The sequence below is a fragment of the Halorientalis sp. LT38 genome (assembly GCF_037031225.1).
Lineage (GTDB): Archaea > Halobacteriota > Halobacteria > Halobacteriales > Haloarculaceae > Halorientalis > Halorientalis halophila.
Map to the genome: position 1 here is coordinate 2,382,409 of NZ_JAYEZN010000001.1, position 13,048 is coordinate 2,395,456.

At 69.0% G+C, this 13,048-nt stretch carries 15 protein-coding genes; 8 read left to right on the forward strand and 7 right to left on the reverse strand.

Annotated features, from left to right (window positions below):
- Positions 1-62: 62 nt before the first annotated feature.
- Entirely contained in the window at positions 63-356 is a 294-nt protein-coding gene (gene hisE, locus U5918_RS12250; protein WP_336001638.1) for a phosphoribosyl-ATP diphosphatase, read from the forward strand.
- Positions 357-368: 12 nt separating this feature from the next.
- Here hisE and U5918_RS12255 read toward each other — a convergent pair whose 3' ends face one another.
- Complete coding sequence (locus U5918_RS12255) at positions 369-737, reverse strand: DUF5518 domain-containing protein (RefSeq protein ID WP_336001639.1); 369 nt, start codon at positions 735-737, stop codon at positions 369-371.
- Positions 738-878: 141 nt separating this feature from the next.
- Between U5918_RS12255 and U5918_RS12260 the strand changes: the two genes are divergently transcribed.
- Positions 879-1,844, forward strand: a complete 966-nt coding sequence (locus tag U5918_RS12260) for an NOG1 family protein (protein ID WP_336001640.1) — start codon at positions 879-881, stop codon at positions 1,842-1,844.
- On the opposite strand, the gene U5918_RS12265 is transcribed toward U5918_RS12260, so the two are convergent.
- A complete protein-coding gene (locus U5918_RS12265) occupies positions 1,845-3,134 on the reverse strand; it encodes a TIGR00341 family protein (RefSeq protein WP_336001641.1) in 1,290 nt (429 codons plus the stop codon).
- A 100-nt stretch (positions 3,135-3,234) separates the two neighbouring features.
- Here U5918_RS12265 and engB point away from each other — a divergent pair, with 100 nt between their 5' ends.
- From engB to U5918_RS12295, 6 genes are all read left to right on the forward strand, one after another.
- Positions 3,235-3,852: a GTP-binding protein EngB gene (gene engB, locus U5918_RS12270; protein ID WP_336001642.1), complete on the forward strand. Its 618-nt coding sequence runs from the start codon at positions 3,235-3,237 to the stop codon at positions 3,850-3,852.
- A gap of 330 nt (positions 3,853-4,182) precedes the next feature.
- Positions 4,183-4,665 (forward strand): ribosomal protein S18-alanine N-acetyltransferase, encoded by a 483-nt coding sequence (rimI, locus tag U5918_RS12275; protein ID WP_336001643.1) that lies wholly within the window; start codon positions 4,183-4,185, stop codon positions 4,663-4,665.
- Positions 4,666-4,696: 31 nt separating this feature from the next.
- Positions 4,697-5,152 carry a DUF5810 domain-containing protein gene (locus U5918_RS12280; protein WP_336001644.1) on the forward strand — a complete coding sequence of 152 codons (456 nt, stop codon included), beginning with the start codon at positions 4,697-4,699 and terminating at the stop codon, positions 5,150-5,152.
- A 24-nt stretch (positions 5,153-5,176) separates the two neighbouring features.
- Positions 5,177-5,602, forward strand: coding sequence for a DUF5809 family protein (locus tag U5918_RS12285; protein WP_336001645.1), 426 nt, complete (start codon positions 5,177-5,179; stop codon positions 5,600-5,602).
- A gap of 47 nt (positions 5,603-5,649) precedes the next feature.
- On the forward strand, positions 5,650-6,078 hold the full coding sequence (locus tag U5918_RS12290; protein WP_336001646.1) for a hypothetical protein: 429 nt from the start codon (positions 5,650-5,652) through the stop codon (positions 6,076-6,078).
- A complete protein-coding gene (locus U5918_RS12295; protein ID WP_336001647.1) occupies positions 6,075-6,698 on the forward strand; it encodes an NUDIX hydrolase in 624 nt (207 codons plus the stop codon). Before U5918_RS12290 ends, U5918_RS12295 begins: the two co-directional genes overlap by 4 nt.
- Before the next feature lie 9 nt (positions 6,699-6,707).
- Here the strand turns inward: U5918_RS12295 and U5918_RS12300 are convergent, their stop codons facing one another.
- The 5 genes from U5918_RS12300 to cheB all read right to left on the reverse strand — a co-directional run bounded on the left by U5918_RS12300 (position 6,708) and on the right by cheB (position 12,902).
- Positions 6,708-7,574, reverse strand: a complete 867-nt coding sequence (locus U5918_RS12300) for a CheF family chemotaxis protein (protein ID WP_336001648.1) — start codon at positions 7,572-7,574, stop codon at positions 6,708-6,710.
- Between the two features lie 79 nt (positions 7,575-7,653).
- Entirely contained in the window at positions 7,654-8,901 is a 1,248-nt protein-coding gene (locus U5918_RS12305; protein WP_336001649.1) for a HEAT repeat domain-containing protein, read from the reverse strand.
- Positions 8,901-9,719: a CheR family methyltransferase gene (locus tag U5918_RS12310; RefSeq protein ID WP_336001650.1), complete on the reverse strand. Its 819-nt coding sequence runs from the start codon at positions 9,717-9,719 to the stop codon at positions 8,901-8,903. The genes U5918_RS12305 and U5918_RS12310 overlap by 1 nt, the downstream gene beginning before the upstream one ends.
- Before the next feature lie 51 nt (positions 9,720-9,770).
- Positions 9,771-11,777 (reverse strand): chemotaxis protein CheA, encoded by a 2,007-nt coding sequence (gene cheA, locus U5918_RS12315; protein WP_336001651.1) that lies wholly within the window; start codon positions 11,775-11,777, stop codon positions 9,771-9,773.
- 3 nt (positions 11,778-11,780) lie between these two features.
- The gene (gene cheB / locus U5918_RS12320; protein ID WP_336001652.1) at positions 11,781-12,902 is read right to left on the reverse strand and encodes a chemotaxis-specific protein-glutamate methyltransferase CheB; all 1,122 of its coding nucleotides are present in this window, start codon (positions 12,900-12,902) and stop codon (positions 11,781-11,783) included.
- Between the last annotated feature and the right edge of the window lie 146 nt (positions 12,903-13,048).

Below are 13,048 nucleotides of genomic sequence, written 5' to 3' on the forward strand. Positions count from 1 at the left end.
GGGGCGCGCCGGCCGCGAGCGGGAAGGCCGGGAGTTTAGTCCTCCCGCGACGGATGGCGGGCATGGACGACACCGACGCCGTGCTCGACGAACTGTTCGCGGTGATCGAAGACCGCAAGGAGACGCTGCCCGAGGACTCCTACACCGCGTCGCTGTTCACCCACGAGAAAGGCGAGAACGCGGTGCTCGAAAAGCTCGGCGAGGAGTCGACGGAGGTGCTGCTCGCCGCCAAGGACGACGACCGCGAGGAACTGGCCCACGAGGCTGCCGACCTGGTCTACCACCTGCTCGTCCTGCTCTCGATGAAAGATATGGACGTGGCGGACCTGCGGGCGGAGTTGCGGGATCGGCGGTAGGTCGCTAGAGGGTCATCCGCGCGGGCCAATCAGGCCGCCGACGGCCCCGCCGATGGCGCTGTCGATGGCCAGGACGAGCGCGACGACGGCGCCGACGACGAACACGCTGGCACCGACGAACCCGCCGAGCGGGCCGGCGGCGACGCTCCCGACCAGGCCCGCGCCGAGGCCGAACAGCACGGCTACGGCGAGGCCGCCGACCGCACCGGCCAGCAGGCCGTGCCAGAGGCCGCTCCCGACGCCGCCGCCCGCGAGGTAGCCGGCCACGAATCCGCCCAGCAGGCCCGCGCCGATGTGCCCGATCACCGGGATGGCGAACGCGAACACGCCGGCGACGACGCTGACGAGGAAGCCGATACCGACGGCGCGCCAGTCTGTCATAGCTCTCGAAACGGTCGCCGACGGCAAAAACGGAACTGTCGCGGTCGCCGTCGATCGATTGCGGACTGGGTGCCCGTTGCTCCACCCCGCGCAGGCCCCAAAGGACGCGTTTTTAAGGCCGAACCGTCTACGGACGCCAACATGATTCTCGAGGACCTCCCGACGACGCCCACGTCGGAGGAGCTCATCGACCAGGCGTTCTCACGGGCGGCGCGCGCGGGCCGGGCCAAATCGGGGTTCGAGGCCCAGCAGTCGATGCTCCAGACCGCCTCGAACGTCGTCTCGGACAACCTCGAGAACGTCGTCACCTCGTGGCCGGACATCGACGAACTCGACCCATTTTATCGCGAGCTGATCGACGCCCTCGTCGGCGTCGACGATCTGCGCCAGCACCTCTCGGAGATCGGCTGGGCCGGCCGGAAGACGACCGAGATCCGCGACGAGTACCAGAAGCGCTTCCGCAACGTCGACGCCGACGGGGCCAAGAAGCTCCGCAAGCAGGCCTTCGCCCGCATCGCAGACGTGGTCGAGGAAGTCGAGGACGACCTGTTGGCGGTCAACGAGGCGCGTAACATCCTCCGGAAACTCCCGGACATCCGCCCGGACGAACCGACCATCGTCGTCGCCGGCTACCCCAACGTCGGGAAGTCCTCGTTCGTCAATCGGGTGACCAACGCCCGCAACGAGATCGCCTCCTACCCGTTCACGACGACGGAGATCCGAGTCGGCCACATCGAGCGCGACCACATCCGCTACCAGCTGGTGGACACGCCCGGGCTGCTCGACCGGCCACCGGAGGATCGCAACGAGATCGAGTCCCAGGCCGTCAGCGCGCTCGAACACCTGGCCGACGCCGTCCTCGTGATGGTCGACGCGAGCGGGGACTGTGGCTACCCCATCGAGGTCCAGCTCGAACTGCGCGACGCGCTCGCCGCGCGCTTCGCGGACGTGCCGGTACTCACCGTCTGCAACAAGAGCGACCGCTCGACGGACGTGGAAGCCGACCACTACATGAGCGTCACCGAGGGCGAGAACGTCGACGCGGTCCTCGACGCGGCGGTCGAGGCGGTCGGCTACGAGCCGGATCTCCCCTACGACGACCGGTAGTCAGCCGGCACGCTCGATGGTGACGTAGCGGACCTGCGTGTCGATGTCCTGGCCGGCGACCCGATCGATGGCGTCGTCGATGCGCTCGGTGAGCCCGTCCACGCCGCCGTTGCCCCGGGGCACGCCGACGGTGACGATCACCCGGTCGGGCTGGCCGAGCAACACGCTGTCGGTGAACTCCACCTGGACGTCGAGGACGGTGATCGGCTCGCCGTCGGGAATCGCTCCCTCGACGCTCTCGCGGATGTCCTCCTCGGTCGCGGCGTTCTGGAAGGAGTTGTAGGTGACGCCGCCCAGGAAGACCGACAGGACGGCGATGGCGACGACGAGGACGGCGATGCGTTTCAGAACCGCGCTACGGGCGTCGTCGAGTCGGAACCACCGCTGGGGTCGGTAGCCGTTGAACCAGAAGACGCCGATGGCGGCGGCGTTGATCGAGAGCCCGTTGACGAGGGCGAGCACGCCCGAGCCGACGCTGACCATCGGCATGCCCCAGGCGATGCCGATGCCGACGGTGGCCGCGGGCGGGATCAGCGCGACGGCGATCATCACGCCGACGATGGCCGCGGAGACGCCCGAGGCGAGGCTCAGGGCGCCGGCCACGCCGGCCCCGAGCGCGACCGCGAGCGTCAGAAAGCCGGGCGCGAGTCGCTCCTGTATCTCCGGGACCTCGGTGATCTCGATGCCCGGCGGGACGAGGTGGGCGTACCTGACCACGACGGCGAAGGCGGCCGCGCTGGCGACGGCGAGCCCCATCCCGAGGATCTGGAGTTTGACGCCGCGGACGAACAGCTCCTGATCGTCGAGCACGGTGCCGACGCTGGCGGCCATGGCGGGCCCGATCAGCGGCGCGATGACCATCGACCCGACGACGACCGCCGGGGAGTCGAGTAGCAGGCCGGCGGTGGCGATGACGGCGCTGATGACAGTCATCACCGCGTAGGTCCGCAACGACGGCGCGAGCTCCTCGGCTCGGCTCTGGAGCTCCTCGCGGGCGATGCGGCCCTCGTCGTTCTCCTCGGCGTACCGTTCTTCGAGCTCCTCGAAGCGCCGCGAGACGACGGTGCTGGCCTCGACGACGACGGTGTAGGCCTCGTCGTCGAGGCCGGCGTCCCGGAGCCGCTCGAGGACCGGCTCGACCGCCGGGTTGGGCAGGGGCGCGTAGAGGATGGCGGTGAACTCCCGACCGCTGGTCTCGTCGGTGACGACGTAGTCGACGCCCTCCTCGTCCAGGGCGTCGAGGACGGTCTCGCGTTTGCCCGTCGGGATGGTCACCTGCAGCAGTCGCACACCTGCGACTCGGACGGCGGGGGCAAATACGTGGCGGGTGCGGCCACCCCGACGGGCCGAAACGGCGGCCCTTATCCCCGTCCCGCGTCAAGGCTCGCCCATGTTCGACTCGCGGCCCGACCGCAGCGCGGAGGTCGTCCTCGTGGGGCGCTCCAACGTCGGGAAATCGACCCTGATGCGGGAGCTGACCGGCCACACGTTCGATACCGGCCAGCGCCCGGGCGTGACGCGACGGCCCAACCACTACGACTGGAACGCCCAGGACTTCGTCATCACCGACCTGCCGGGCTTCGGGTTCATGGACGGCGTCCCCGACGAGGTCCGCGAACAGATCAAAGACGACATCGTCGCCTACCTCGAGACCTACGCCGAGGAGATCCTCGCCGCCGTGCTCGTCGTCGACGGCAAGGCCGTCATCGACATCATCGATCGCCACTCCGGCCCCGACGAGATTCCCCACGACGTCGAGATGTTCCACTTCCTCCGGGACCTGGGGATTCCGGTCGTCGTCGCGGTCAACAAGATGGACAAGGTCGACGACCGCGACGAGCGGCTGAACGACCTCTGCGACCGACTGGGCCTGCTCCCCCCGTGGCAGCAGTGGCAGGAGACGATCGCCCCGATCACCGCCAAACGGGGGAGCATCGACCCCCTGACCGAGGCCGTCCGCCACCACCTCCACGAACAGCAGCGCGACGACCTCTTTACCTTCTTCTGATACGTTTATTTCGACGGATTATCGATTGTGAATAACGGGACGGCGGCGAGAATCGTGAAATCAGTCGCTCCGACGCGAACAGTAAACCGGCGGCTCAGGTGTGGACAGTAGAAAACGGGGGGTAGAGGGGGGATGTTGGGGGGTGGCACCCGGAAAATTGGGTGCAATCCGAGCTTAGAGCCTGATAATAATGAACCTTCCGACTGGCGAAACGCGTGACAATCGACGAACACGCAGAGGGCGACGGCGTGGCGGCGTCGCCGTCGCCCCCCGGGGCGGCCTCAGTGGGGCGGTGAAAGGGCTTAGTACGCGCGCGGTAAACGGGTCGGTGTGACGACGCCAGCGGGAGACTCGGAACGCTCGACACCCACCGTCCGCGAGGCGGTCCGCGCCGACCTGCTCGCGGTCTACCGGATCGAGAAGGCCTCGTTCCCACAGCCGTGGCCCTTCGCGGCCTTCCAGCGGTACCTCGACGAGCCGGCCTTCCTCGTCGCCGAGATCGGCCCGGGCGTGGCCGGCTACGTGGTCGCGGACACGGTCCCCAACCACGGGCAGCCGCTGGGCCACGTCAAGGACCTGGCCGTCCACCCCGACCAGCGCGGGCAGGGCGTCGGGTCGACGCTGCTCCGCCGGGCGCTCGGGATCATGCGCGCCGAGGGCGTCGCCGAGGTCAAACTCGAAGTGCGCGAGGGCAACGAGGTGGCGCGCCGCCTCTACGAGTCCCACGGCTTCGAACTCCGGCGGACCATCCCCCGGTACTACGACGACGGCGAGAACGCCCTCCTGCTGGTCGCCGACCTCACCGACTCTTAACGCCTATCCGTCCGCGGCCGTTGGCTCCCGTATGGGATACGCCTGTCCGGTATGCGGTGACCCGCAGGCCGACGCCGAACACCTCGCGAACCACCTCGCCTTCACCGCCCTGCTGGGCGACGACGACCACGAGGCCTGGCTCGACGAACACGCCCCCGACTGGGACCAGGCTGACGCCGACGCCCTGGCCGCGACGGTCACCGACCACGCCGAGGAGACGGAGTTCCCGCAGGTCTTCGAGGATACGACGGGTCACGACCACCAGCACGCCCACGACCACGAGCGCTCGGGCGCGCTGTTCGACGACGAGTCGCCCGCGGTCGAATGCGCTCGCGAACGGGCCGGACAGGTCGGCGGTCAGGACGCCGTCGACGACGAGGTCCTCGAGGAGGCCCGGGAACTGACCCGGCAGATGCGCGAAGGCGGCGAGGGTGACGAGGACGCCGACGAGGGTGACGCCGACGCGTCCGACTCCGAAAGCGAGTAACGGGCGGGGCGTTCACGAGTGGACATGCACACCGAGGGAGTGTTCTCGCCGGCGACCGCCGACGAGGCCCGCGAGCGCTACGCGGCCGTCGGCCCCGCGGCCCAGACGAGCGTCCGCGAAGTCGCGAAGGCGATGGACTTCGACGGCGAGGAGTACGACGAGCGGGTCACCGGTGCGGTCGTCGAGACCGCCCGCGAGGCCATCTTCGCCTCGCTTTTGTCGGTGACCGTCGGCACCGACGCGGAGTTCGAAGCGTGGTGTGACGATCATCCGGACTACGAGCGCGAGGTCATCGGCAACGAGAACGTCGACCGCGTCGTCTGGCACGCCGTGCCCTTCGCCGAGACGGTCGTCGCCGCCACCTTCCAGGAACGCGAGGACGCGGCCGTCGGCACCCTCCGCCGGCAGGCCTTCGGCAGCGTCTACCGCGACGTCGTGCGCGGCGCCTGACCGGGCCGATCCGCTACCGTTTTTCCACCGGCGCGCCCAGGGGCGGTATGCGACAGGTGACGCGCCGGGTGACGCTGGCCATCCTCCTCGCGGTCGTCTTGCTGCTGGCGCTCGGGGCCCTGCCGAGTTACCTCAAGAGTGGCGACCCCTACTATCTCACCGCCACCGAGACGGAGAACCGGACGGCGGTGCCGGGCGACTCGCTCCCAGCGAACCGCTACCCGTACGCGACGGCGGCCCTCGACAACGCGTCCGCCAACGCGACCGGCGGGTCAGGGAACGAGGCCGGGAACGCGACCGGTCGGTCGGGCCCCTACTGGGAGGGACCGATCGGAATCAAGGGGGCGTTCACCCACTCGCCGTTCGACGAGGTGGACGCGATCCGCCAGCGCAACGCCGCTGCGGCGACCGAGCAGGCCGTCTTCGTCCGCTGGAACGGCACCGTTTACCGCCTGGAGGTGGCACGGGAACCATGACCGACTTTTCGAGTACCCGGCGGTTCGACCCGAATCGCGAGCCCGCACGTCCGCCGACCGAGTTCGACTGGCCGGTGCGCGAGTCGGAAGCCGAGTACGAGACCGGCTGGTACACCGGTGGATACGACCGCGTCGGCCAGCCCGACGGCTCGGAGAAGCGCTACTACTGGGCGGACCTGCCCGCGGCGGCAGTCGTGGTGGCCGTAGTCGACGGATCGGTGCTCGACGACGGGGACGGGGGCGGCGACCGCCTCGTGCTGGTCGACCAGTACCGGCCGACGATCCGCGAGCAGTGTCTCGAACTCCCCGCGGGCATCGTCGAGGACGGCGAGAGCTTCACCGACGCCGGGCGGCGAGAACTCCGCGAGGAGACTGGGTTCGAGGCCGCCGGCGTCTCGCTGCTCGAGGAATTCTGGTGTTCGACCGGCGTACTCAGACACAGGCGGGGAATCGTCTTCGCCGAGGGGCTGGAACCGGTCGGCCACGACCTGGACGACAACGAGTTCCTGTGCGTGACCAGCGTCCCCGTCGAGGAGGCGCTGGCGGTGGCTCGCCGGGAGCCGACCAACGACGCGACCATGGAGGGCGTCTTGCTGGCACAGGCCGAAGGCCTGCTCTGAGCCCCCTTCTCAGCGATCGTCCATCACGTCGCCGGCGATGTGTCGCCCCCGCGCTTTCAGGCGAACCTCCTTGCGGGTGCGGACCTCCTCCAGGATGTCGAGTTCGATCAGCCGTTCGTACACCTCCTCGACCCTGTCGACGTCCATGTCGACGAAGCTGGGGATCTCGAAGGGCGAGACGCCCGAGTACAGCGCCATGAGCACCTCGTGTTCGCGCTCGGAGAGGTCGGCGTTGACCTCGGCGCGCTGTTCGCCCTCGCGGAGGAGGCTCCGGAGGAAGACGGTGTGCCGGCGCGTGCCGGAGATGTGGGTCTGGACGCTCGTGTCCCCGTCCTCGGTGTGTTCGACCTCGAGGACGAGTCGTTCGTTGCCCATGACGGTCCGGGTGCCCTCGTCGATGCCGCCGATGTCGTCGAGGGGAATCTCGACGAACTGGCCGTCGGAGACGGCGAGTTCGACGCCCTCCTCGGCGACCTTCAGGCGCCCCTTCTTCCACTTGGTATCCTGGACGACGCCGCCCTCGACGGCGGGGTGTTTCGCCAGGATGACCTCCTGGTTCAGCAGGGCGCCGTAGAGCTTGTTCTTGAACGTCTCGGTGTCGTTCGGGGCGACGAGGGTGACGTCCTTCCCGACCTGGAGCGAGACGTAGCCCGAGACCCGCGCGATGGCCTGGTTGACGTCGACGCGTCCTTTGAGGCCGTCGATCTTCGAGAGGGCGATGGTCCGCTTGCCGTCGTTGCTGACGAGGACGAGTCGCTTGTTCGAGAGGATGATGCGGCCGCTCTGCCACTCGATGTCGTTGAGTTTCCGCCCGTCCTTGACGACCCGGGCGAACTTGCCCTGGGCGTCCGCCAGCTTGCTCTCGCCCTCGCTCATGGGTGTCGCTCCGTCCGTCTCCCGGGTTCACTCCCGGTCGCTATGAACCTTCCTGCCGTGTGACCCGCCGATAGCCGGCTCACTGGACTCCCCTCCCGCCGAGTTTCGAGATAGCCGAGAAGGCCTTCTGTCTGAGCTGTTCGCTCTCGGTGTTGTCGATGAGGTCGTCCAGTCGCGCCCGGGCCCGCTCGCCGCCGACCTTCCCGAGGGTGAAGACGGCCTGCGCGCGGACGTCATCGGGCCGGCCCGTGTCGTCGAGCACCTCGAGCAAGCGCGTCTCGACGCGCTCGCCGCCGATCTGGGCGAGGCTGGTGGCCGCGAACTGGGCGGTCAGCTGGTCGTCGTCGTCCATGGCGTCGACCAGCGCGTCGACGATCCGGCCGTAGCCGGCGCTGTCCTGGTCTGCGACCCGGCCCAGCAACCAGGCGGTGTTGCGCCGCTGGCGGTTCTGCGTGCTCTCCTCCAGGATGTCTAGCATCGGCACCAGCACGCTGCGGTCGTCGGTCCGGGTGAGCCGCTCGACGACCGTCTCGCGGATCTCGTGGCTCTGGTCGGTCGGCACGTTCGAGAGGAGTTCGATGATCGAGTACACCGCGGTCCGGCGGACCGAGGGGTCCTCGTCGGACAGCGCCGCGACCAGCCCTTCGACCGGGCGGGCGTTCCCGAAGTTGCCCATCGCGCCGACCGCGATCCGGCGGATCGGGCCCCGGTCGTCGTCGAACATCTCGAGCAGGGCCGTCAGCGCCTGCCGGTTACCGATGACGCCCAGCGCCTCCGCGACCTCCCGGCGGACGTCGCCGTTCGGGTCCGAGAGCCGGGCGGTCAGCGCGTCGGTGGCTCTGGCGTCCTCGAGGCGACCGCACGCGCGGGCGACCCGGGCCCGGACGCGAGGGTCGGGGTCGTCCAGTCGCTCGAGCAGGTCGGGCAACACGTCGGTCTTCCCGAGTTCGCCCAGCGCGTTGGCCGCGGCCATCCGGAGTTCGGGCACGTCGGCCGACAGCGCCTGCGAGAACGCTTTCGCCTTCGCCCAGTCGGCCTGCTGGTCCTCGCCGAGTTCGAGGCCGGCCATCTCGGCGATCAGTTCCTGGATGGCGCCGGTGCCCAGGCGATTCAGCGCGTCGATGGCGGCGGCGGTCACGCGCTCGTCGTCGGCGGACTGGGCCAGGTCGACGAGCGGCGTCACCACGTCGTGGTCTTCGAGCGTCTCCTCGTCGAACTCGCCGAGGATCTCCGCGGCCCGGGCGCGGATCTCGTCGCTGTCGCTGGTCCGGATCACGGACTTGAGTTGCTCCACGTCGCCGTCGCGTTCGAGTTGGTAGAGGGACATTATGCCTTGCGGTAGATGCGGTGGGACTTGTCGAACGGTTCGAAGGTGTCGCGACACTCGTGTGGGAGCGTCTCGGTCATCCCGATCACGAGGAACCCGTCGCCGCGCAGCGACCCCTCGATGGTCTCGAAGATGGGGACCTTGAACGCGGCGTCGATGTAGATCAGCAGGTTCCGGCACAGTACCAGGTCGAAGTCGTGCTTTGCCTCCCCGCGGATGAGGTCGTGGCGCTCGAACTCGACGAGGTCCTTCACCCGGTCGCGGACCCGGAACCGGTCGCCCTCGCGCTCGACGTAGCTTTCCGACTCCGCGAGCGGTTCGAGTTCCTCGCCGATATCGGTGGTCTGGGAGGTCTCGTAGACGCCCTCGCGGGCCACGTTCAGGGAGTCCTCGCTGATGTCGGTACCGAGGATCGACAGCCGCCGGGTCTCGACCTCGGGATCGTCCAGTGCGAGCATCGCCAGCGAGTACGGCTCCCGGCCGTCGGCACAGGGCGCGCTCCAGATCCGGACGTCACGGCGCTCCTCGGTCAGCCGTCGCAACACGCTCCTGATGCCGTCCCAGGCCTCGGGGTTCCGGAAGAAGCCGGTGACGTTGATCGACAGCGAGTCGAGCAGCCGGTCTTTTTCGCCGTCGTCGTCGCGCAACTGTCGCTGGTACTCCGGGTAGGTCTCGGCGCCGGTCCGGCGCATCCGCGCGGTGATCCGGCGGTCGAGGTAGGCGTCGTTGTAGAAGCCAGTCTCGAAGCCGACCTCGCGCTGCACGTACTGGAGGAGCTCATCGAACGCGTCCTGCGAATCCTGTCTACTGTCGGTCATTGTGGGGAACGGGGGTACAGTCGGGGTCGAGACGGCCCGGCGACGGGTCGGTCACAGCGTCACCACGTCGAGGATGTGGACGATGTTGCCGTCGCCGAGGACGGCGGTCCCGGAGAGCCCGGGGGTGCCGGAGAGGATACCCTCGAGGGGTTTGACGACGACTTCCTCCTGCTGGGTGACGGCGTCGCACTGCAGGGCGACCTGGCGCTCGGACTCGCGGATGCGCACGAGCATGCCGTCGCCGTTTCGCTTCGCGTCGGGGACGTCGAAGGCCTTGGCGATGTCGACGATGGGGTAGATGTCGCCGTCGTGTTCGACGACATCCTCGCCGTTGATGACCTTCGTGCCGTTGCGCTGGCTGATCTCGTCGATGTTCTTGATCGGGACGCCGTACTGCTCGTCGCCGACCTGCACGAACAGGACCTTGACGATGGCCATCGTGACGGGGAGGCGGAGCGAGACGGTCGTCCCCTCGCCGATCTCGCTGTCGACGCTGACGGAGCCGTCCAGTTGCGTCACGGTGTCGTGGACGACGTCCATGCCGACGCCGCGGCCGCTGGTGTCGGTGACCTCCTCGGCCGTCGAGAACCCGGGGTGGAAGACCAGGTCGTAGATGTCGCCCTCCTCCATGCGCTCGAGTTCGGCCTCGCTGCGGACGCCCTTCTCCACCGCCTTCTCGCGGATCGATTCGACGTCCAGCCCAGCGCCGTCGTCCTCGACCTCGATGATGACGTGGTCGCGTTCGCGCGTCGCGCGGAGTTCGACGGTCCCCTGCCGGGGTTTGCCCCGCCGTTCGCGCTCCTCGGGGGGTTCGATCCCGTGGTCGACCGAATTGCGGAGGATGTGCATCAGCGGGTCGGAGATCTCGGTGAGGATCGTCCGGTCGAGCTCGATGTCCTCGCCCTCGATCCGGAAGTCCACCTCCTTGTCGAGTTCCCGGGCGAGGTCCCGCACGAGCCGGGGGAACTTGCCGACGACCTTCTTCAGCGGGATCAGGCGCATGTCCATCACCGTGTTCTGGAGGTTGGCGCTGATCTTGTCCAGTTCGTTGAGGTTCTCCCCGGCGGCGTCGACGTCGCCGTCCTCGACGGCCCGGCGGAGCTTGATGCGGCTGGTCACCAGTTGCTCGACCTGGCCGTGGAGCTCGTCCAGCCGGTCGACGTCCACTCTGACGGACTTGATCTCGTCGACCGAGGAGTCCGCGGTGGCCGCGGTCCCGCCGTCGTCGCCCGATTCGTCGCCGTCACCGAACTCCGTCACCCGTTCGACGGCGAAGGCGTCGATCTTCGAGACGCGATCGAGGCTCCCGCGCAACACGTCGACGTCCGGGGCGTCGACCAGCAGGTCGAAACCGCCGTCGTACGCGCCGTCCTCGATCTCGGCGCGGGCCGGTTCGGCAGCCAGCAACTGGAAGGTGTCGGCGACCGCCTCGACGGCGAGCATCCCGTCGACGCCCAGCATATCGCTCTCGCCGATCTCGACCCGGACCTGGAAGGCCTCCTCGACGTCGACGGCCGCGTCGGCGAAGACGTCCGCGTCGACCGCGACCGCGGCGTCGGCGGTGTCGGCTCCCGACGCGTCGGGTTCGTCCCCGTCGGCCGTCGCGTCCTCGTCGTCGGCCGCGTCCCCGTCGGTGGCCGCCGGGTCGGCGTCGCTCCCGTCGTCGAGGGCCGCTTCGGGGCCGTTCTCGAGGACACCGCGGATCTCGGCGACGGTCTCGCTCGTATCGGTCGCGGACTCGCCCTCGGCCTCGATCTCGCCGACGATGACCTCGATCTGGTCGACGCCGGCGAAGATCAGGTCCATCACCTCGGGGGTGACCTCCATGTTGTCCTCGCGCATCTCGTCGAGGAGGTCCTCGATGGCGTGTGCGAGGTCGCTGGCGTCCTCGAAGCCCATCGCCCCGAAGTTGCCCTTGAGCGTGTGGGCCTTCCGGAAGATCGACTCCATGGCCTGCTCGTCTTCCGGATCGGACTCCAGGGCGAGCAGGGAGTTGTTCAGTTCGGTGATCGCTTCCTCGCTTTCGCGGATGAACGCGTCGAGATACTGGTCCTCCATGAGTTAGGCCTCCGTGATCGCGTCGAGAACGGCGTCGGTGATCGACTCCAGCGCGAGCACGTCGTCGACGACGCCCGTCTCGACGGCTCGCTTGGGCATGCCGTAGACCGCAGAACTCGCCTCGTCCTGGGCGACGACGTGTCCGCCCGCGTTCGCCACCGCGCGGACGCCCGCCGCGCCGTCCGTCCCCATGCCGGTCAGGATGACGGCCACGAGCGGGTCCGCGATGCGGTCGGCGGCGGTCCGCATCGTCACGTCGACGGCCGGGCGCACGCTGTTCTCCGGCGGCGTCTCCGTGAGCGCGACGCGGAGTCGCCCGCGCGCGTAATTGGTGACTTCCATGTGCTTGCCGCCGGCGGCCACGAGCGCTTCGCCGCCGCCGATGCGCGCGCCGTCGGTGGCTTCCCGGACGTCGTAGTCGCTGCGGTCGTCCAGGCGCGTGGCGAACCGACTGGTGAAACCATCGGGCATGTGCTGGACGATCAGCACGCGCAGATCGGCGTCGAGCGGCAACTCCGCCATGATCCGCTCGACGACGGTCGGCCCGCCGGTCGAGGACCCGAGCAACAGCGTCGGGTTCTCGACGTAGCTCCCTTCGGGTTCGACGACGCCGCTCGAATCGGCACCGCCGGCGGACTCGGTCGTCGCCGGGTCGGCGGTCTCTGCGGCCTCGGTGGTGGCCGCTGCCGTCGACGCCCTGGGGCGCTCGGCCCGGTCCGAGACGTCGACCTCGGCGACCGACAGGACCATGTCAACGAGCTGGTCTTCGAGCCGGGACATCTCCATCGAGACCTCGCCGCCGGGTTTCGTGAAGAAGTCGACGGCCCCCTTCTCGATGGCCTGGAAGGTGACGTCGGCGTTCTCGTCGGTGTGGGCCGACAGCATGAGGACGGGCGTCGGTGACCGGGCCATGATCCGCTCGACGGCCTCGATCCCGTTCATCTCGGGCATCTCGACGTCCATCGTCACGACGTCCGGTTCGTGCTCGCTGACGGCGGCGACCGCCTCGCGACCGTCGCGGGCCTCCGCGACGACGTCGACGCCGCCCGCTTCGAGCATGTCGGAGATGACGCTGCGCATGAAGTGGGAGTCGTCGGTGACGACGGCCCGCGTCGCCCCCGCCATCACGCCACCCTGTCCAGGTGTGACGGCCGGCAGCGACAGCCGGTCGCGTCGCCGCCGGTTCGCGCTGGGTGCGTTCGACGATCCGTCCGCCGCGGGCGTTCCGGCATCCGTGAGTTCTGTTGCGGGCCTAGCCGCGAGCCGCCAAT

Coding starts and splice junctions, on each gene's coding strand:
- hisE (WP_336001638.1), top strand. CDS start 63: ATGGACGACACCGACGCCGTGCTCGACGAACTGTTCGCGGTGATCGAA.
- cheB (WP_336001652.1), bottom strand. CDS start 12,902: ATGGCGGGGGCGACGCGGGCCGTCGTCACCGACGACTCCCACTTCATG.
- U5918_RS12305 (WP_336001649.1), bottom strand. CDS start 8,901: ATGTCCCTCTACCAACTCGAACGCGACGGCGACGTGGAGCAACTCAAG.
- U5918_RS12280 (WP_336001644.1), top strand. CDS start 4,697: ATGGGATACGCCTGTCCGGTATGCGGTGACCCGCAGGCCGACGCCGAA.
- U5918_RS12285 (WP_336001645.1), top strand. CDS start 5,177: ATGCACACCGAGGGAGTGTTCTCGCCGGCGACCGCCGACGAGGCCCGC.
- cheA (WP_336001651.1), bottom strand. CDS start 11,777: ATGGAGGACCAGTATCTCGACGCGTTCATCCGCGAAAGCGAGGAAGCG.
- U5918_RS12290 (WP_336001646.1), top strand. CDS start 5,650: ATGCGACAGGTGACGCGCCGGGTGACGCTGGCCATCCTCCTCGCGGTC.
- U5918_RS12300 (WP_336001648.1), bottom strand. CDS start 7,574: ATGAGCGAGGGCGAGAGCAAGCTGGCGGACGCCCAGGGCAAGTTCGCC.
- U5918_RS12310 (WP_336001650.1), bottom strand. CDS start 9,719: ATGACCGACAGTAGACAGGATTCGCAGGACGCGTTCGATGAGCTCCTC.
- U5918_RS12255 (WP_336001639.1), bottom strand. CDS start 737: ATGACAGACTGGCGCGCCGTCGGTATCGGCTTCCTCGTCAGCGTCGTC.
- engB (WP_336001642.1), top strand. CDS start 3,235: ATGTTCGACTCGCGGCCCGACCGCAGCGCGGAGGTCGTCCTCGTGGGG.
- U5918_RS12295 (WP_336001647.1), top strand. CDS start 6,075: ATGACCGACTTTTCGAGTACCCGGCGGTTCGACCCGAATCGCGAGCCC.
- U5918_RS12260 (WP_336001640.1), top strand. CDS start 879: ATGATTCTCGAGGACCTCCCGACGACGCCCACGTCGGAGGAGCTCATC.